The following is a 19,357-nucleotide window of genomic DNA, read 5'->3' as shown; positions in this document are numbered from 1 at the left end:
TGTGGAAGGTTTTTTCTTTTCAATGGAAGCTTGTTGTTGGTTCTCCTGGCTTGTCGAGAGGGCCGGACCGCCGGGAATCAGCCGTGCGGGGCCCCGGCGCCGGCAGGGCTCCGGTCGTACGGGCGTGCCGGACGGCCTCCTCCGGCGACAGGCGGGTGCCGCGCGTGTACGCCTCAGTGAAAGCGGACGCGCCCAGGACGGTGCGGGCAGCGGCGGTGACCCGGTCGACGTCGGTGCGCTCGGCGGGCGGCAGCGGTGCCCCGGCCCGGCCGCGGGCGGCGGCGGCCGCGCCCAGCAGGACGGCGGCGCCGGACGCCCCCGGAACCGCGCGGGACAAGGCCGCCGCGCCCGCGAGGCCCTCCAGCGACAGCGCCAGGGCGCGGGGCTCGGCGAGCGCGCGGGCGATCTCCAGCCCCTCCCCGTGGTGCGCCGCCGCGGCGTGGGCGTCTCCCCGCAGTTCGGCGACGAAACCCAGCTCGGCCTGGAGGAGGTGGTCGCCCGCCCGGGACGACACATCGGCGTGGCCGTCGCGGATGCGCAGCAGATGCGCCTCGGCCCCGTCGAGGTCGCCGGAGCGGCGCGCGCCCAGCGCGAGACCCATCTCGGAGTGGATCTCCCCGTACTTGTAGCCCTGCTCGACGGCGATCCGGCGCGCCTGCTCGTGCAGGTCGCGGGCGCGGTCCCAGGCGCCGGCGAGCAGCGCCAGGCGGCCGAGCCCCGACAGCCGGGCGGACACCTCGGCCTCCAGCCCCAACTCCCTCGCCATCCGGAGCCCTTCGTGCTGAAGACGCTCGGCCTCCGCGTAGGCACCCTTGATCTCGGCGAGCGCGGCGAGCGGGGAGACGGTCTGCAACTCGCCCCACTGATCGCCCAGTTCGCGGAAGATCCGGGCACCGCGCAGACCGTCGCGACCGAGTCCGGCGAGGTCGCCGCGGACCAGCGCCAGCGTCGCGCGCAGCCCGAGCGCGGCGGCGGTGCCCCACTCGTCCCGCGCGTCGGTGAAAAGGGCGAGGGCATGGCCGTTCAGCTTCTCGGCCTCGCCCACGTCACCCGCGCTGAACAGGCCGTACGCGCACAGCCACAGCGCGCGGGCCCGGCGCACCGGGTCGGGGACGGCCCTGCCGGCGGCGGCGAGCCGGCCGCCCGGGCCGCAGCCGCCCGCCGGTACCGTGCCGCCGACCGCCGTGCGGTCTCCGGTCAGCAGGGCGAACGCGGTGTGCAGCAGGCCGAGTTCGGCGTGCACGAGGGCTCCGGGGGGCGCCGCCGGTACCGAACCCAGGCTGCGGCGGGCCTCGGTGAGCCGGCCGCGCAGCAGCCACCACCAGGCCAGGGCGGTGGCCAGCCGGACCGCCTCCTCGGGCTCGCCCGCCTCCGCGCGGCGCACCGCCTCGTCCAGCGCCGCCCGGAGGTTGCCCGCTTCGGCGTCCAGCCGGGCCAGCCACGACCGCTGCCCGGCGCCGCGCAACCGCGGCTCGGCCCGCTCGGCCAGCTCCCGGTAATGGCGCAGATGCCGGTCCCGTACGGCGGTGAGGTCCTCCATCTCGTGCAGCCGCTCGGTGGCGTACGCCGCGACGGACTCCAGCAGCCGGTAGCGGGGCCCGGTAGGGTCGGCCACCACGACCACCAGGGACCGGTCGACCAGCCTGGTGACGAGATCCGGTACCTCCTCCCGGCCGACGCCGTTTCCCGCGCAGACCGCCTCGGCGGCCTCCAGATCGCAGCCGTCGCGGTGCGCGGCCAGGCGGCGCAGCACGATGCGCTCGGGCGCGCTGAGCAGCTCCCAGCTCCAGTCGATCATCGCCCGCAGCGTCTGCTGGCGTGCCGGGGCGCCGCGCCGCCCGAACGTCAGCACCCGGAAGCGGTCGTGCAGCCGCGCCGCCAACTCCCTCACGCCCAGGGCCCGTACGCGGGTTGCGGCGAGTTCCAGGGCGAGCGGGATGCCGTCGAGGCGGTGGCAGATCTCGGCGACGGCCCGCCGGTCGGGCTCGTCCGGGGCGTCGGGGTCGCGCGGGAAGCCGGGGGCCGCGGCGGCCGCCCGCTCCATGAACAGCCGCACGGCGTCGTCGGGCGACAGCGGCTCCACGAGGAACACCGCCTCGCCCGGCAGTCCGAGCGGTTCCTGCCCGGTGGCCAGGACCCGCAGGCCGGGGGCGGTGCGCAGGAGCAGCTCGGCGAGTTCGGCGGCGGCGTCGACCACGTGCTCGCAGTTGTCCAGGACGAGCAGGGCGCGGCGGTCCCGCAGCACGGCGGCGAGGCGGTGCGGCAGTGACGGGACGGCGGTGCCGGTGCCCGGCAGCGGAGCGGGGGCGTCGTCCCGGACGCCCAGGGCGGCGGCGACGACCTGGGCCAGGTCGGCGGAGGTGCCGGCGCGGACACCGGAGAACTCCACGAGCCATACGGTGTCCGCCGGTCGACCGGACCGGGCGGTGCCGTCCCGCTCGGCGGCGGCCGCCGCCACGGCCAGCCGGGTCTTGCCGACGCCGCCGGGGCCGGTGAGCGTCACCAGCCGTGACTCCGCGAGCAGCAGGGAGAGGCGGGCGAGGGCGTCGCGTCGGCCGATGAGGGGGGTGAGGGGGACGGGGAGGTCGGAGGGACTGGGAGCATGCGCGGCATTAGCGACCGCGGCTCCCGTGGCGCCGGGCGTCCTCGCCGCATCCGTGACGCCCGTGGCCGTCGAAGCCCCGGTGGCCTCGGAAGCTCTGGTGGCTCCCACGACGTCGACCGCTCCTGGCGGGTGCGCGGCACCCGCTGCTCCGGACATCTCCGCCGCGTCCGGCGTTCCGTCCGCTGCTGTGCGGCTCGCGGCGTCCGAGGACTGCTCGGGCGCTGTGACGCCCGTCGTCCCCGTCGTCCCCGACGGGCCTGCGGCACCCGGTGACCCCGCGTCCAGCCGCGGGTCCTGGCGGAGCACCGCGCCGTGCAGGGCGGCGAGTTCGGGGCTCGGGTCGACGCCCAGCTCGTCGGCGAGGCGGGCGCGCAGGTCGTCGTAGGAGGCGAGGGCCTCGCTCTGGCGGCCCGCCGCGTACAGGGCCCGCATCTGGAGCGCCCGCAGCCGCTCCCGCAGCGGGTGCCGGGCCACCAGGTCGGCGAGTTCACCGGCGAGGAGGGCGTGCCCGCCCGCCTCCAGACGGGCCTGCGCCTGTGCCTCCAGCACCGACAGACGCTGCTCCGCGAGTCTCTGCGCGGGCCCCCGTACGAACGGCTCGTCGGCGAAGTCGGCGTACGCCGGCCCCCGCCACAGCTCCAGCGCCTCGGTGAGCAGCGCCGCCCGGGCGCGGGGGTCCCCGACGGTGTGAGCCTCGGCCACCAGGGCGCCGAACCGCGCGGCGTCCACCTCGTCGCCCCCGTCGAGCCGCAGCCGGTAGCCCGGCGGCTGCCGCACCACCCGTTCCCGGCCGAGGACCCGGCGCAGTTGGGAGACCTTGGCCTGGAGGGCGCCCGAAGGGCGGCCGGGAGGCTCGTCGCCCCACAGGTCGCCGATGAGCCGGTCGGCGGAGACCGGCGCCCCCTCGTGCGCGAGCAGGTCCGCGAGCAGCGCCCGGACCTTGGCCTCGGGAACCTTGACCTCCCGCCCCTCCCCGTCCCACACCACCAGTGGCCCGAGCACCCCAAACCGCATGGGCGTCACCGTACCCGCCCGGCGACCGGCCCCGGACACCACGACGGCCCGTCCGGACCGGGGGCGACCGGCCCGAAGGTTTTCCGAAGGTTCCCCGAAGCGCCCGGACGCAGAGTCGTCCCGTGGGCGGTACCACGCACCGGCGAGGACGGGCACCGCGGAAGGAGCGGCGACCATGACCAAGTACGCGCACACCGAAGCCCTCGTCGTCGGCGGGGCCGGCGGTATCGGCCTGGCCATCGCCAAGCGCCTGGTGGAGGGCGGGGCCACGGTCCTGCTGGCCGCCCGCACCGCCGGGGAACGCGCGCACGCCGCCGGCGAACTGGGCCAGGCCGCCCGCGTCGTCGCCCCGTCCGGCGTCGGGGCCGCGCTGGCCGCGTGCGCCGGCGACGGGGTCGACCTGCTCTTCTCCGACGCCATCCCGGTCGCACGGCCCCTGCTGGGCCACCTCCGGGACGGCGGCGCGCTGGTGCTCACCTCGCCCACCCCGTGCCCCGACGCCGTACGGGCGCTGGCCGCCGAGCTGGTGGCGCGGGGCATCCGCGTCAACGCCGTGGCGCCGGGCTGTATCGAGGCGCCGGGCGCCGGCGCCGTACCCCTGCCCCCGCTGGGCCGTCTCGGCGCCGCCGAGGAGGTGGCCCGCGCCGCGCTCTTCCTCGCCACCGAGGCGACGTTCACCACGGGTGCCCGGCTCCCCGTCGACGGCGGCCTCGGCTCCCCGTGAACGGGCCACCGCCGTCCCCCGGACCGGCCCCCACCGTCCCCCGGACCGGCCACCGCCCGCACGCGGACCGCCCCGCCGCCACCCGCGGACCGCCCGTCCCGCGAGACGGCCACCGCCGCCCCGTGAACCGGCACCCACCGTGTCCACCACCCGTCCCCGCCTCCCCACCGAGGCCCCCGCCTCCCGATCCCGAAGACCTGGAGCACATCCCATGAGCACCGCATCCGACACGGCACGCGATGCCGCGGCGGCACCGGACCCGAAGGACGGCGAGGGCGGCGAGCAGAGACTCCCGCTGTTCGCCCTGCTCGCCCTCGCCACCGCCGTCTTCATCACCAGCCTCACCGAGACCCTGCCCGCCGGACTGCTGCCCGCGATGAGCCGGGACCTCGGGGTGAGCGAGTCCGCCACCGGTCAGACCGTCACCGTCTACGCCGTCGGCACCGCCCTGACCGCGCTTCCGCTCACCGCCGCCACCTCGGGCTGGCGGCGCAGGAAACTGCTGCTCACCGCCGTGGGCGGCTTCGCCCTCGCCAACACGGTGACCGCCGTGTCGTCCGTCTACGGGCTGACCATGGTGGCGCGGTTCGTGGCCGGTGTCGCGGCCGGCCTGGCCTGGGCCCTGCTCGCCGGCTACGCGCGGCGCATGGCCCCCGTGCACCTCCAGGGCAAGGCCATGGCCATCGCCATGGCGGGCATCCCCGTCGCCCTCTCCCTGGGCGTGCCCGCCGGTACCTTCCTCGGCGACTGGCTCGGCTGGCGCGTGGCGTTCCTGTCGATGACGGTGCTCACGGTGGTCCTGTTCGTCTGGATCCTGGCGGCCGTACCGGACTTTCCCGGACAGGCGCGCGGCGAGCGGCCCAGGATGCTGCGCGCCCTGCGCGTCCCCGGCGTCACCCCGGTCCTCTTCGTCACGCTCGTCTTCGTCCTCGCCCACACCGTCCTGTACGCGTACATCGCCACCTACCTCGACGACATCGGCCTGGGCGGCAGCACGGGCCTGGTACTGCTCGTCTTCGGCGGGGCGTCGCTGGCGAGCATCTGGATCGTCGGCGCGCAGATCAACCGCCGGCTGCGCGGGCTGACCGTCGGCGGCGCCGTGCTGGTGGCCGTGGCGGCCGCGCTGCTGGCCGTCCTGTCCGACAGCACCGCCCTCGTCTACGTCGCGGTGGTGCTGTGGGGCCTGGGCTGGGGCGGTGTGCCGACGCTGCTCCAGACGGCCGTGGGCGACGCCGGCGGCGACCACGCCGACTCGGCGCAGGCGATGCTGGTCACCCTCTGGAACGCGGCCATGGCGGGCGGCGGCATCGCCGGCGGGATCCTGCTGGACGAGGCGGGCAGCGAGTCGTTCCCCTGGACGGTGCTGGTGCTCCTGCTGCCGGTGATCGCGGTCGTCCTGTATGCCCGCCGGGCGGGCTTCCCGGCGCACCGCCCGGTGGCCCCGGCGGAGGGAGCGGCACCCGTTTCGGACCCGGCCACCTGACGCCCCGGAAACCTGAGGACCGGCCCCGGAGAGCAGGCCGCACGGCCCGCCCTCCGGGGCCGGCGCGGCGCCCTCCGGGGCCGGCGCGATTCCCGCCGCATGTTCACCGTTCGCCCGCGGGCCGGCCCGTCGCGGTCCGGCCGGACGCATGTTCATGATTTGTTGACACTTCACCCCGCGAATCCGCCGAGGAGTGCTCCGGTACTGGTAGAGCCGCTCCCGGCCCCCCGCACGCGCTCTTCGCGCACGCCCGGTGACAGAGTGTTTTCGCAGGTCAGGGGGCGAGTTCGCGAAATCGGGCGGCGAACCGGGCAAACCTCGGCCCGGACGGTACTTTCGCCTCGTGCGTGTGTGCCATGTGGCCACCCGGACGTGGACGGCGGCGAGGAACGAGGGGGAGTGGCGTCACATGTCGTCGAGTGAGGTGAGCGCGGCGGTGCTGGGAGAGGGCGCGGGCCTGCGGAGCTTCGTGGACGAGGTGTTCCAGGCGTTCCAGCGTTCCGAGCAGCGCCGCTGGGCTCAGGCGTACTTGTGGGCGCTGCTCCACGCGTCCGGCAAGAAGACACCGCGGAGCATGGCGCTGACGACGTCCTTGCCGCCGGCCGCGGCTCACGGCCTGCACCAGTTCATCAACGCCAGCCCGTGGGACTGGACCCCGGTGCGCCGCCGCCTCGCCCGGCGGGTGGCCGCGAGCACGACACCGTACGCCTGGACCGTCGCCGAACTCATCATTCCCAAGCGCGGCGAGCATTCGGTCGGCGTGCACCGGAGGGTCGACCGGACGACCGGACGCACCGTCAACTGCCAGCGCGCACTGGGTCTCTTCCTGGTTGCGGGCGGGCACTGCTACCCGGTCGACTGGGGCCTGGTGCTGGGCGGCGGCTGGAACGCGGACCGGGAGCGCATGCGCCGCGCGCGCGTTCCCGCCGCCGAGACGGGGCGCGCGGTCGCCGACCATGTCCTCGGATACGCCGCTGACGCGGCCGCACAGCCGCACTTACCGCGCCTGCCCTGGGTGCTGGACCTGACGCGGTGCGACGACGCGGCCGGTGTCCTGGCCGGCCTCGCCCGGCAGGGCGCGGACGTGGTGTGCGAGGTCACCCCCGACCAGCCGGTGCCGGCGGGGCGGCACCAGCCCGCCACCACCGTGCGCGCGCTCATGGAGGACCGGCACGCCCGGCAGACGCACGTGATCCTGGGCCGGGCCCCTGACGGCCGGACGCGGGCGGTGCCCGTGCACACGTACGCGGGCACGCTGGGGCTGCCGGGGCCCGGCGGCGGGGACGACGCCGGCGCCCGTCCGTACCGCACGCTGGAGCGGCCCGACCCGGAGGGGCGGCGGCCGGCCCGGTACTGGCTCACCACGCTCATGGACCACCGGGTGGAGGAGGTCCTGCGGCTCGCCCGCGGACACGCTGCCGCGCTCACGGCCGTGGCCGTGCTCGGCCGGCGGTTCGGCGTCCTCGACTTCGAGGGCCGTTCGTTCCCCGGCTGGCACCACCACATGACCATGGCCTCGGCCGCCTATGTCTACCAGTGCCTGGCCGACGCGCCCGGCAAGGGCCCCGTGCCCCCGGACGCGCCGGCCCGTGCACCGGATCCATCGGCCGCCGCACTCACCGGCACGCCGAACTGACGCAGAACCGAGGAGAAAGGGTGGGCTACGTGAGACGGGTACTCGTGGTGGAGCCGGACGGCGCCGCCGTCGCGGCCATGGTGCGCGATCTGCGGCGTCAGGGATTCGCCGCGCGCGGCACCTGCACCGGGGAACAGGCCGTGCGCGGCTGTGGCGACGCCGATCTGGTGCTGTTCTCCCTGGAGTTGCCCGATATCGACGGACTGGAACTGTGCCGGTCCCTGAGGATGAACGGCAACACGGCGCTGATGGCCGTCACCGAGGCCGATGACGAACTGGAGCGCGTTCTCGTCCTGAACGCGGGCGCGGACGACTGCGTGGTGAAAACCTGGGGATTCCGCGAAATAGTCGCCCGGATCGAGGCGGTACTGCGCCGGTCCCAGCCCCGGCAGATCCTTCCGGAGGCCATTTCCCTGCACGATCTGCACATCGATCCGCGGCGCCGGGAAGTACGGTTGCGCGACCGGCTCGTCGGCGTCACGTCGAAGGAATTCGAGCTGCTGTACACCTTGGCGGCCACCCCTGAGAAGGTCGTCACACGCAAGGAATTGATGGCGCGGGTCTGGGGGAGTGACTGGGGTCACGCCAGTCGCACCATCGACACCCACGTCAGCAGCCTCCGGGCGAAACTCGGCTTCAACGGCTGGATCATCACCGTCCGGGGCGTCGGCTACCGCATGGGCTACGCCTGGCGCGTACCCGAGACGTCCGCGGGCTGAACGGGCGGGCGGTCCCCCGTCGGACCGCCCGCCCGTTCAGCCCCGCACCGCCTGCCCCACCCCACGTCACGCCGGCGCGTGCTCCAGCCGCCGCAGCAGCGGATGGCGGGCCGCGCCGGTCGCCCCCGCCACCTGCCGCGCCCACCAGGCCGACGCCAGGTTCGACGACAGCAGCGTGCGGCGCGGCTCCCGCCGGGCCAGCTCGGTGAGCGCGGCGAGCGTGCCCATACCCGTACCGGTGAACAGCAGCGCCGTGCCGGCGGGCAGCTCCCGCTCCCGTATCCGCCGCAGGATCGCCCCGGTCGTCACCGCGTACGGGTCGTAACGCGCCCCGCCGTCCGCGTCCGCGTCGGCCGCCGGCACCCTCACCACTTTGTCGACCGTGAGGCCCGCCTCCTCCCAGAAGGCGCGGGAGGCGTCGGTGAGCCACGGCTCGTACGGGGAGACCAGCGTCAGGCGGGTCACCCCGAGCGCCGCGCAGGCCGCGAGGATGGCCTGCGTGGAGGACCCGACCGGCGATCCGGCCCGCCGGGACAGCTCGTCGCAGAACTCCCGGTCGCCGTCGGGGCCCAGCAGGTAGTGCGAGGCGCTGCACGCCACCACGGTCGCGTCCAACCGCAGAGCCCCGAAACTCCCGAGCAGCTCCGGCAGCGCATCGTTGTACGTCTCCAGCATCGCCCTGAGATCCAGACCGGGCGTCACCGGGAAACGGGTGGTGTACACATTCGTGCCGGCCCCGAGCAGATGGTTGAACTCGGGTTCCGCCGTCGGGTTCTCCGGCGGTACGACGACCCCCAGCCGGGGCAGCGAGAAGAGATCCATGACCTCACCGTAGGGCGCGCGTCACACCAAGGGGACGAGACCGCCCGTTAATTGGCGCTCCCGCCACCCGCGCCTTGCACTCCTTTTCCTTCCTGACATTTCTTGACACCCCGCCACGTGATCCTGACACGGCCGCTGTTGTGATTTCCGTGCGAGCCGTCAAGGATATGGATAAGCGATCAACGCCCGACGCCACCCGGGGCGCGGTGCGGACCCTTTTCGAGAATGCCGACCCTTTCGGATTCCCTCGGGAACTTCGGGAGCAAGGAGTGAAGGACATGGCATTGGCAGAAAACCCCGAGGTGTTGCGGACGCCGCCCCGCATATCCGACGCGACCCTGCGGGACTCCGCGCACATGGCCGGTGTCGAGTTCGGCCCCCAGGACGCCGCCGCCATCGCCGGCCTGCTGGTGCGCACCGGAGTCGAACTGGTCGAGGTCGGCATGGTCTCCGGACCGGACTCCAAGGACGCCGACCTCGTCCTCGCCACCCACGAGGCCGTCGGCCCCGAGCGCAGCATGACGCTCCTCGTCGTCCGGGACCGCCGCCAGGTCGCGCGCGCCCTCGACGAGGCCGAACGCCTGGGCGTACGGCACATCATGTACTCCATCCCCACCTCCGAGCAGCACGCGCGGCTCAAGCTCGACTCACCCAGTCCCAAGTTCCTTCAGTCACTGGCGCGTTCGGCGATCGTCCAGGCCAAGGAGCGCGGCTTCCACGTCACCTTCAGCGGAGAGGACGGCGCTCGCACCCCCAAGGAGCGGCTCGTCCCCTACGTCGAGGCCGGATTCGCGGCGGGAGCCGACCGGTTCCGGCTCGCGGAGACCGTCGCCTTCCTCTCCCCCTGGCAGATGGAGAGCGTGATCGGGGACATCGCCGCCATCGACGGCTCCGAGATCGAGATCCACTCGCACAACATGCTCGGCATGGCCGTAGCCAACTCCCTGGCCGCCGTCCGCGCCGGCGCCCGCTGGATCTCCGCGACCGTCGGCGGCATCGGCGAACGCGGCGGCAACGCCCCGCTGGCCGAACTGCTCACCTCGCTGCGCGTCATCCACGGCGACACCCGCTTCGACCTGACCCACCTCACCGAACTGTCCCGGCTCGCCCTCAGGGGTGCCGGCCTCGGCGACGCCTTCCAGCCCGGGCCGACCACCCCGCACGCCTTCGCCTACGAGCTGCCCGGCCAGCTCAGCCACCCCGAGGCGTACGAGACGTTGCCGGCCGAACTCGTCGGCAACCGGCGCGCACTGCGGGTGCGCAGCCGCCTCACCACCGCCCTGGTCGGCTGGGCACTGGCCGACTCGGGCCTCGACGTCGACATCGACGCCTTCACCCCCTGGCTGGCCGAACGGCAGGAACGAGAGGGCCGCCCGCTGCTCGACCGCGACGCGATCCGCGAGGCCGCCGTCGACTTCCGCCCCGTACCCGCCTGACCCCCGTCCCTCCCCTCACCACGGAGCTGAACCCATGTCCACCGCCACCCTGACCGGCGTCTGCCCCGAGTGCGAGACCCACCTGACCGTGCCCCCGGTCACCGCGGGCGAGACCCTCTCCTGCCCCGAATGCGTCCTGACCCTGCGCGTCGAGGCCGTCGAGGACGGCCGGCTGTCGCTGGAGACGGTCGAGGTCCAACTCCGCGACTGGGGCCAGTGACATGGGCGCCACCCGCACCGCGGCCATCGTCGCGGACCGCGTCGCCTGGGAGGAACGCCTGCTCATCGAGGCCGCACCGGCCTTCGGCCTCCGCCTCGACTGGGTCAACGACGAGTCCCTCACCCTCGGCCACCCCGACGCACCCGCCCTGCGGGGTTACGACACCGTCCTGATCCGCAGCCGCAGCTACACCCGCGGCGGGCTGATCGCCACCCTCACCGAGGCGGCCGGCGTCCCCACCCTCAACACCGCCCGCGCCATCCACGCCTGTGAGAACAAGGCCGCCCTGCGGGCCCTGCTGCACACCGCCGGCGTGCCCGTGCCCGACCACCGGCTGGTGCTCTCCCGCAAGGACTTCGACAAGGCACTCGCCGAACTGCCGCCGCCCGTCGTCCTCAAGCCCGTCTTCGGCGGCATGGGCAGACGGGTCACCCTCATCCGGCACGCCGACATCGCCCCCTCGGTCTACGACTACATCGAGGACCTGGCCCACGCCTTCGAACAGGCCGCCCTCATGGAGCCGTACCTCGGCGGCGGCTCGGTGCGCTGCCTCGTCGTCGGCCGCGAACTGGTCGGCGCCGCCGAGTTCGAGAGCGGCGGCACCGACTGGCGCAACAACGCGGCCCTCGGCAACAGGAACCGCGCCGCCGGCCACGACCCCGACATCCTCAAGACCGTCGACGCCGTGGTGGACGTCCTGGGGCCGGGGATCTACGGCGTCGACCTCTTCCGCACCCCCGACGGCCTCGTCGTCAACGAGGTCAACCACGCGCCCGGCTTCCGGGCGGTGGCCACCGCCACCGGAGCGGACATCCCCTCGGCCGTCGGCCGCTACGTGCAGGAGTTGCTCGCATGATCCGCGCAGGAGTCGTCGGCGCCTCCGGGCTCGCCGGCGGCGAACTCATCCGACTCGTCACCCAGCACCCCGACCTGGAGCTGACCTTCCTCGGTGGCTCCTCCAGCATCGGCAGGCGCCCCGCCGAACTCCACCCCGGACTGCGCCTCGGCGGGCACCTGACGGTGCGGCCCGTCACCGAGGAGACCGCCGACGAGGTCGACGTCCTCTTCCTGGCCACCCCGGCACCCGTCTCGGCCGAACTGGCCGCCCTGCTCGCCGACCGCGTCCCCGCCGTCATCGACCTCAGCGGCGCCTTCCGCATCCGCACCCCGGAACTGCACGACCGCTGGTACCCGAAGGTGCGCCGCCGCCCCGACCTCGCCGACCGGTTCGTCTACGGCGTACCGGAGCTGATCGGCGACCGGCTCAGGGACGCCCCGCTGATCTCGCTGCCCGGCTGCTACGCCACCGCGATCACCCTCGGCCTGGCCCCGCTCACCCTCGGCCTCGGCCTCGGCCTGAAGACGGTGGTCGTCGACGGCAAGAGCGGCTCCAGCGGCGGCGGGCTGCGACTGCGCACCTCCGACCTGCACCCCTTCCGTGCCGGGGCCATCGCCCCGTACTCCCCGACCGGGCACCGGCACGCCGCCGAGGTCGCCGACTTCCTGGAGCGCGACCGCCCCGGCGCCGTCGGCAGCCTGTCCATGTCGGCGTACGGGGTCTCCCACGTACGCGGACTGCTCACCTCCTCCTACGTCTTCACCGACGCGACGATCGACCAGCGCGAGCTGGCTCGGGCCTACCTGCGCTTCTACCGAGGCAAGCCCTTCGTGCGGGTGCGGCGGCACGAGGAGACGCTGATCCCGGTGCCCGACCCGCAGGCCGTCCTCGGCTCCAACTACGCCGACGTGACCGCTCTGTACGACGAGGACGGCGGCCGGATCGTGGTGCTCGCCGCCCTCGACAACCTCGTCAAGGGCGCCGCCGGACAGGCCGTGCAGGCCGCCAACCTGCGGTTCGGCCTGCCGGAGGAGACGGGGCTGACGCAGCAGCCGGTGGTGCCGGCATGAGCGCCCGCGACACCGTCCCCACGGTGGTGAAACTCGGCGGAAGCTGCCTGGACGACCTCGACGGCGGCTGGTGGGACGACCTGGCCCGGCACGGGCGCAGCCACCCCCTGATCCTCGTGCACGGCTGGTCCAAGCCGCTCAGGCGGCTCCGCCCCCGCTACGGCGAACCCTCCGCGATCCTGCGCGACCGCTACGGCAACCAGAGCCGCTGGACCACGCCCGAGGTCATCGAGGACATCAAGACCGTCAGCGCCGGGCTCGCCGAGGACGTCCTCGGGAGGCTCGCGGACCGTGGCATCACCGGCGAACGGCTCGTCGGCAGCGACGGCCTGGTGAACGCGGGCGAGGGCGAGCGCTGGTGGTGGCGGGAGAAGGAACTGGTCGAACTCGAGAACCTCGTCGGACCCATCACCGGCGTCGACCCGGCACCCCTGAAGGACCTGCTGCCCGGCCACGCCCACGTGGTCACCCCGCTCGCCCGCGACGCGGCCGGCCGGGAGGTCAACACCGACGCCGACCGGGCCGCCGCCGCGATCGCCGCCGCCGTCGGCGCCACCGACCTCGTCCTGGTCACCGACGTCGGCCACCTGCTGATCGACGACCGGCCGGTGCGCCGGATCAGCGCCCGCGAGGCGGCCGCCTTCCGCGACGGCGGCGCCAAGGGCGGCATGCGCAAGAAGCTGCGGGCCGCCGGCGAAGCCCTGGACGGGGGTGTGGCGCGGGTCGTCATCGGCAGCGCCGCCGTCACCCCGCTGCTGGCCGGCCGCACCGGCACGCTCATCACCGCCTCGCCGGCCCCGGCCCACCCCGCGGGAGCGAGCGCATGACGCGGCCCCGTGTCCTGGTCGTCGACAACGGCACCCTCTCACTGCCGCAACTGTGCCGCAGATTCGAGCAGCTGGGCTCGCTCACCGAGACCGTCGACGCCGCGTCCGTACCCACCCGGCTGAACGGGCGCCACCAGGCGATCGTGCTCAGCGGCACCAAGGTGCGCGCCTACGACCGGACCTACTACCAGCCGCTGATCGACCTCGTCACCCACGCCGACGTGCCCGTCTTCGGCATCTGCGGAGGCATGCAGATCCTCGCCGTCGCCGCTGGCGGCCGGCTCGCCGAGGGACCGCAGCGGGTCGGTGGCCACGAGGCGCAGGTCGACACCACGGAACCGCTGTTCAGCCATGTCGAGCCGACGGTCACCGTGTTCCACCGGCACACCCTCTACCTCCAGGAGGCCCCGCCGGGCTACCGCGCCATCGGCCACTCCGCACAGGCACCCGTGGAGTTCCTGCGCTCCGACGACGGCCGCCTCCTCGGCTCCCAGGCCCATCTGGAATTCCGCAGGGACGGCCTGGAGATCCTGCGGGGCTTCACCGAGCTGTACCGGTGACCCCGCGCCGCGACCGCCCCCGCCGGGCGCATGTGACACGTCCCCTTCCCCCTTCCGCACCGGACCCGAGGAGTACGCCATGAGCGCTCTGGAAGACCCGCAGGACCCCGCCCTCACCGTCCGCCTCCACGGCAGCGGCGGCACCATCGAGGGCTGGGTGGTCGTCGACACGCTCGTCGACGGCCTGGCAATGGGCGGCACCCGGATGACCCCCGGCGTCACCGAGGAGGAAGTCGCCGGACTGGCCCGCGACATGACCGAGAAGTTCACCCTGGCCGGGCTGCGCATCGGCGGCGCCAAGGCCGGGATCGTCTCCGACGGCACCGACCGCGAGACCACCTTCCGCACCTTCGGCCGCACCGTGAAGCCGCTCCTGCACGGCGGCATCCACCTCGGCATCGACATGGGCGTCACACCCGCCGACCGGGCCGTCTTCTTCGACGAGGCCGGCTACGACCCCCGCTACCGCCCCGGTGCCCCCGACATGCCGATCGACTGGCGCACGTACTACGAGCCGCTGATCGACGCCACCGGACACGGCGTCGGCGTGGCCGCCCTCACCGCGCTGGAGGTGAGCGGCCGCACCGGAGCGGCGCGGGTCGTGGTGCAGGGCTTCGGCGCGGTGGGCCGGGCGGTGGCGCGGTTCCTCGAGGACCACGGGCACACCGTCGTCGCCGTCGCCGACGTCGAGGGCACCATCAGCGCGGATCGGCTTCCGGTGGCCGGACTGATCGCCGTCACCGACCGGTTCGGACGTATCGACCGCGCCCGGCTGCCGGAGGGCGTGACCCTCTCCGGGGAGCCCGACGCCTGGCTGGACGTGGACGCGGACATTCTCGTGCTGGCCGCGCAGAAGTACGCGCTGACCGCCGAGAACACCCACCGTCTGCGGGCCGGGCTGGTCGTCGAGGGCGCCAACCTCGCCTCCAGCGCCGCCGCCAAGGAGAAGGTCGCCGCCTCCGGTGCCGCCCTGGTGCCCGGTGTCATCGCCAACATCGGCGGCGCCGCGTCCGCCGCCCTGGCCGTCACCCGTGTCGTCCCCTTCGACCTGCCGGCCGAGGCACGCAGGACATGGGTGTTCGACTGGGTCGGCGACCGGGTCCGGCAGAACACCCGTGACCTGCTGGAGATCGCTTCCGCCCGCGCGGGCGACCCGCTGCCCGAGCTGCTCGCCGCCCGCCGCAAGGACCTGCGATGAGCAGCGTCGCCGCCGAACGGCCGGCGCCCGCGTACCGGGTGCCCACGGGGCGTGCCGCGGAGTACCGGCGGCGCGGCTGGTGGCGGGACGAGACCTTCCTCGACGACCTGCACCGCCAGGCCCGGCTGCGTCCGCACCGGACGGCCGTCGCGGGCCGGCGCGTCGCCGAGTCCCGCACCGACACCCTCGACTACGCGGAACTGGACCGCCTCACCGACCGGTTCGCCCTGGCTCTGCTCGAACTGGGTGCGGAACGCGGTGACTTCGTCGCCGTACAGCTCCCCAACCGCTGGGAGATGGTGCCGCTGATCTTCGCCTCCCTCCGGATCGGTGCGGTCATCGTCCCCATCTCCCCGCTGTGCGCCGGGGAGGAGCTGCGCCACCGTCTCGCGCTCACCGGTGCGCGGGTGTACGTCACCCTGCCCGGCACGGCGGACGCGCCGTCGGCGGAGGCCGCAGTCCGGCTCCGGGACGAACTGCCCGCGCTCGCCCACGTCCTGGTGGCGGACGGTCCCGTGCCCGAGGGCGCGCTCGGTTTCCACGAGCACTTCGTGGCGGTGGAGCGGGAGGCGGGAAAGGGCGCGGCCGCCCGGCTGGACGGCCTGGCGGCCGGGGCCGACGACCCCTTCGTGGTGCTGTTCACCTCCGGCACCACCGGCCTGTCCAAGGGCGTCGTGCACAGCCCGAACACCGTCCACTCGGCCGTCCGCGGCTACGTCGACGCGTTCGGCGCCGGCGAGGACTGGGTGGCGGCCGTCTCGACGCCACTGGTGCACTACTCCGGGTTCGCGCAGGGCGTCCTCGGCTCGGTCCTGCTGGGCGGCACCGTCGCCTTCCAGGACGTACGCCGCAACGAGGCGCTGCTCGACCTGGTGGAACGCTACGGCGCCACCCTGCTGTACGGGCCGCCCGCCACCCTCGCGGACGTCGCCGCGTCGCAGCGGGCCCGGCGGCGCGACACGAGCACCCTGCGGCACGCGGTGATCGGCTCGGCACCGGTCCTGCCGGAGCTGGCCGACGAGGTGTCCGCGACACTGGGCGCCCGCGCCCACTCGTTGTGGGGCATGTCCGAGAACGGCCCTGTGACCACCACCCGGCCCGAGGACCCCGAGGGCTGGGCGGCGCACAGCAACGGCCGCGCGATCGACGCCATGGAGGTCCGGATCGAGACGTCCGGCGCCACCGGGGGCGAGGGCGAGCACGTGGGCCGGCTGAAGGTGCGCGGGGCGTCGCTGGCGCTCGGCTACCTCCGGCGCCCGGAGGCGTTCGCGGCCGAACTCGACGCCGACGGCTGGTTCGACACCGGCGACCTCGCCCGCGCCGACGGGCGCGGCGGCATCCGCATCCTCGGGCGGGCCCGTGACGCGATCGTGCGTGACGGGCGGGTGGCCCCGGTGGCGGAGCTGGAGGCGCTGATCGGCAGCCACCCCGAGGCCGTCGAAGCGGCCCTGGTCGGCCTCGGACCGACGGACGGCGGGGGAGCGGGGAGCGCCGCCGAGAGCCCGGAAGACCCCGTGGGCTCCGTGGGCGGCGGAAGCGGCGGGATCGTCGCCGTCGTGGTCGGTCGCGACGGCGGGGGTCCCAGCCTCGAGGACGTCCGCGCCCGGCTCACCGGGGCCGGTCACGACCCTCGTTTCCTCCCGGACCGCCTGGAACGGGTACCCGCCCTCCCCAAGACCCTCACCGGCAAGATCCGCAAGGCCGAACTCCGGGCACGGTTCGCCGACGCACCGGCGACCACCACCTGACCGCACCCCGGACGCCCTCCCCGACGACCGCGCCGCGCCTGCCGACCGCACCACAACCCCTGGAGCCGTCATGTCCCACCCCGTACCGGTCCCCATGTCGGCGACGCTGGCCGCCGACGCCGTGCTGGCCCGGCGGCGTGCGGCCGGGGAACGGGTGCTGTCGATGGCGAGCGGGGAGATCGGGCTGCCGGTGCTGCCCGGGCTGGTGGCGCGGCTCGGTGCGGCGGCCGGGGAGAACGCGTACGGCCCCGTGGACGGGAGCCCTGCCCTGCGCGGCGCGGCCGCCGGGTACTGGGGGCGGCGCGGGCTGGACACCGAGCCGGGGCGGGTGGTGGCGGGGCCGGGCAGCAAGTCGCTGCTGTTCGCCCTGCTCCTCGCCCTCGGCGGTGATGTGGTCGTGCCGGTCCCGAGCTGGGTCAGCTACGCCGCCCAGGCCCGTCTCGCCGGGGCGCGCCCCCTGCCCGTACCGATCCTGCCGGGCGAGGGCGGCGTGCCCGACCCGGACCGGCTGTGCGAGGCGGTCGCCGACGCCCGCGCCGCCGGGCGTACCCCCCGCGCCGTGGTCGTCACCGTGCCCGACAATCCGACCGGCACCATCGCGTCGGACGGCACCCTGCGGCGGCTGGCCCGCGCCGCCCGCGACCTGGACCTCGTCATCGTCTCCGACGAGATCTACGGCGACCTGGTGTACGACACCGCCGCGCCGGCCGTCTCCCCGGCCGTGCACGCACCCGAGCGGACCGTCGTCACCACCGGACTGACCAAGAACCTGGCGCTCGGAGGATGGCGCACCGGCGTGGCCCGGCTGCCGGACGGTGAGCTGGGGCGCGGCCTGCGCTCCCGGCTCGTCGCCGTCGCCAGCCAGATCTGGTCCAGCCCGCCGGCACCGGTGCAGACGGCGGCCGCGTACGCCTTCGAAGAGCCGCCCGAGGTCGTGGAGCGGGTCGCGGCGAGCCGGCGGCTGCACGAGCGGGTGGTGCGCGCGGTCGCCGACCGCTTCGCCGCGGCCGGCGCGCGGACGGCGCCGGTCGCCGCGACCTGCTACCTCTACCCGGACTTCGGGCCCCTGTGCGACCGTCTGACCCGCGTGCACGGCGTGCGCGACGGCGACGCCCTGGCCGGGCTGCTGCTCGACCGCCACGGGGTCGGCGTCCTGCCCGCGAGCGCCTTCGGGGAGCCGGGGCGCCCGCTGCGGATCCGGGTGGCGACCAGCCGCCTCTACGGCGACACCGACGAGCGGCGCACCGCCGCCCTGACGACCCCGGACCCCCTCGCCCTGCCGTGGATCCGCGCGTCCGTGGACCGCCTCGGTGAGGTTCTGGCCGACCTCACGGGAGCCGACGCGCCCGCGGTCCCCGCCCCGCGCCCCTGAACGCCCGAACACACCGACGCGACGAAGGAGTCACCCATGTCCAGCCCTCATCTCCCCGTCCTCTTCGAGGCCGAGTACGGCGGTGCCCGCCACGTCGGCTTCGGCCGCCCCGAGGACGGCGCGCGGCAGACCCTCCACCGGGTCGGGGACGGCGCGGTGGCCGCCGCCTTCGTCGCCACCGACGGCTCGGAGGCGGCCCTGCGCGCGGCCCTCACCGAGGGCGCGGAGAGCGTCGTCGTCACCACCGGTGACCCCGGCCTGCGTCTGCTGCCCCCGCTGCTGCCGACCGCGTCCGGCAAGGCGCTGCTGAGCGGCTTCATGGGCACGCACAAGAAGAAGTGGGGCGGCCGGACCGCTCCGGTGGACGGCGAGTTCACCCCGCCCAAGTGGTTCTTCAAGGGCTTCGGCGACTGGGTGCGGCTGCCGGGCGAGGACCTGATCGTGCCCGGGCGGCCGGTCGCCCTCATCGAGGAGCCGGAGGTCGCCCTCGTCTACGTCAACGACGCCGACGGCACCCCGCACTACGCGGGCTACACCTTCGGCAACGACCTGTGCGACATCGGCCTGCACCGCCGGGATCCCGGCTACAACCCGTACTGCAAGCTGTGCGACACCGCGCTCACCCCGTGGCTGTTCCTCGGCCCGCCGCCGCGCACGGTGACCGGGCGGGTCACCATCGTCCGGGACGGCGCGACAGCCTGGGAGGGCGGTTTCGACTGCGGTGACGACGCGCTCTACCACCGGGGGCAGGACATGGCCGATCACCTGTTCACGTACCCCGCGGTGCGGCGGCCGGGACTGGTCAACTATGTGCTGCTGGGCGCCGACGAGGCGAGTTTCCACGACGGGTTCCGGATCGCCGACGGCGACCGCGTCACCATCGACGTGAAAAGCCACGGCGTCACTTTCGACAACCGCGTGCGCTTCGTCTCCCCGGCCCCCCACACCACCCCCGCGGCGGCCCCCGCCCCCGGCACGGAGGCTTCTGTCGCGGGCGCGTGAACACCTCGTGAAGCGAGGCCGGCCGGACTGTGCAGCGGACGGCCGGCCCGTGCAGGCTCGGACCAGCACCCCCGTTCATCCCA

General features: G+C 74.6%; 16 protein-coding genes. 14 read left to right on the top strand and 2 right to left on the bottom strand.

Features of this window, described 5'->3' with window-relative positions; translation table 11 throughout:
• Positions 1-19: 19 nt before the first annotated feature.
• Positions 20-3,619 carry an AfsR/SARP family transcriptional regulator gene (locus tag ACH5AO_RS27690; protein ID WP_398929257.1) on the bottom strand — a complete coding sequence of 1,200 codons (3,600 nt, stop codon included), beginning with the start codon at positions 3,617-3,619 and terminating at the stop codon, positions 20-22.
• Between the two features lie 175 nt (positions 3,620-3,794).
• On the opposite strand from ACH5AO_RS27690, the gene ACH5AO_RS27685 reads away from it, so the two are divergent.
• From ACH5AO_RS27685 to ACH5AO_RS27670, 4 genes are all read left to right on the top strand, one after another.
• Complete coding sequence (locus tag ACH5AO_RS27685; RefSeq protein WP_398929255.1) at positions 3,795-4,343, top strand: SDR family oxidoreductase; 549 nt, start codon at positions 3,795-3,797, stop codon at positions 4,341-4,343.
• Positions 4,344-4,554: 211 nt separating this feature from the next.
• Positions 4,555-5,826 carry an MFS transporter gene (locus tag ACH5AO_RS27680; RefSeq protein ID WP_398929253.1) on the top strand — a complete coding sequence of 424 codons (1,272 nt, stop codon included), beginning with the start codon at positions 4,555-4,557 and terminating at the stop codon, positions 5,824-5,826.
• A 409-nt stretch (positions 5,827-6,235) separates the two neighbouring features.
• Entirely contained in the window at positions 6,236-7,462 is a 1,227-nt protein-coding gene (locus ACH5AO_RS27675; RefSeq protein ID WP_398929251.1) for a transposase, read from the top strand.
• A 29-nt stretch (positions 7,463-7,491) separates the two neighbouring features.
• A complete protein-coding gene (locus ACH5AO_RS27670; RefSeq protein WP_398929249.1) occupies positions 7,492-8,181 on the top strand; it encodes a response regulator transcription factor in 690 nt (229 codons plus the stop codon).
• A gap of 66 nt (positions 8,182-8,247) precedes the next feature.
• On the opposite strand, the gene ACH5AO_RS27665 is transcribed toward ACH5AO_RS27670, so the two are convergent.
• Positions 8,248-9,003, bottom strand: a complete 756-nt coding sequence (locus ACH5AO_RS27665) for an arylmalonate decarboxylase (RefSeq protein WP_398929247.1) — start codon at positions 9,001-9,003, stop codon at positions 8,248-8,250.
• Positions 9,004-9,281: 278 nt separating this feature from the next.
• On the opposite strand from ACH5AO_RS27665, the gene ACH5AO_RS27660 reads away from it, so the two are divergent.
• The 10 genes from ACH5AO_RS27660 to ACH5AO_RS27615 all read left to right on the top strand — a co-directional run bounded on the left by ACH5AO_RS27660 (position 9,282) and on the right by ACH5AO_RS27615 (position 19,274).
• On the top strand, positions 9,282-10,439 hold the full coding sequence (locus ACH5AO_RS27660) for an isopropylmalate synthase (protein WP_398929245.1): 1,158 nt from the start codon (positions 9,282-9,284) through the stop codon (positions 10,437-10,439).
• A gap of 34 nt (positions 10,440-10,473) precedes the next feature.
• Entirely contained in the window at positions 10,474-10,659 is a 186-nt protein-coding gene (locus ACH5AO_RS27655) for a lysine biosynthesis protein LysW (protein WP_398929243.1), read from the top strand.
• A 1-nt stretch (position 10,660) separates the two neighbouring features.
• Positions 10,661-11,515 (top strand): RimK family alpha-L-glutamate ligase, encoded by an 855-nt coding sequence (locus ACH5AO_RS27650; protein WP_398929241.1) that lies wholly within the window; start codon positions 10,661-10,663, stop codon positions 11,513-11,515.
• Positions 11,512-12,567 (top strand): N-acetyl-gamma-glutamyl-phosphate reductase, encoded by a 1,056-nt coding sequence (argC, locus tag ACH5AO_RS27645; protein WP_398929239.1) that lies wholly within the window; start codon positions 11,512-11,514, stop codon positions 12,565-12,567. Before ACH5AO_RS27650 ends, argC begins: the two co-directional genes overlap by 4 nt.
• Complete coding sequence (locus tag ACH5AO_RS27640) at positions 12,564-13,394, top strand: acetylglutamate kinase (RefSeq protein ID WP_398929237.1); 831 nt, start codon at positions 12,564-12,566, stop codon at positions 13,392-13,394. Before argC ends, ACH5AO_RS27640 begins: the two co-directional genes overlap by 4 nt.
• Complete coding sequence (locus ACH5AO_RS27635) at positions 13,391-13,954, top strand: type 1 glutamine amidotransferase (protein ID WP_398929235.1); 564 nt, start codon at positions 13,391-13,393, stop codon at positions 13,952-13,954. The genes ACH5AO_RS27640 and ACH5AO_RS27635 overlap by 4 nt, the downstream gene beginning before the upstream one ends.
• Before the next feature lie 79 nt (positions 13,955-14,033).
• A complete protein-coding gene (locus ACH5AO_RS27630; RefSeq protein ID WP_398929233.1) occupies positions 14,034-15,152 on the top strand; it encodes a Glu/Leu/Phe/Val dehydrogenase dimerization domain-containing protein in 1,119 nt (372 codons plus the stop codon).
• Positions 15,149-16,900 (top strand): AMP-binding protein, encoded by a 1,752-nt coding sequence (locus ACH5AO_RS27625; protein WP_398929231.1) that lies wholly within the window; start codon positions 15,149-15,151, stop codon positions 16,898-16,900. Before ACH5AO_RS27630 ends, ACH5AO_RS27625 begins: the two co-directional genes overlap by 4 nt.
• A 70-nt stretch (positions 16,901-16,970) precedes the next feature.
• Complete coding sequence (locus tag ACH5AO_RS27620; RefSeq protein WP_398929229.1) at positions 16,971-18,272, top strand: pyridoxal phosphate-dependent aminotransferase; 1,302 nt, start codon at positions 16,971-16,973, stop codon at positions 18,270-18,272.
• Between the two features lie 36 nt (positions 18,273-18,308).
• Positions 18,309-19,274, top strand: a complete 966-nt coding sequence (locus ACH5AO_RS27615) for a fumarylacetoacetate (FAA) hydrolase (protein WP_398929227.1) — start codon at positions 18,309-18,311, stop codon at positions 19,272-19,274.
• The last annotated feature ends 83 nt before the right edge of the window (positions 19,275-19,357 follow it).

This window comes from Streptomyces sp. NPDC018964, from assembly GCF_044390325.1.
Taxonomy (GTDB): Bacteria; Actinomycetota; Actinomycetes; order Streptomycetales; family Streptomycetaceae; genus Streptomyces.
The sequence above is the reverse complement of the archived record's forward strand: the minus strand, read 5'-3'. Positions and strand labels throughout refer to the sequence as shown.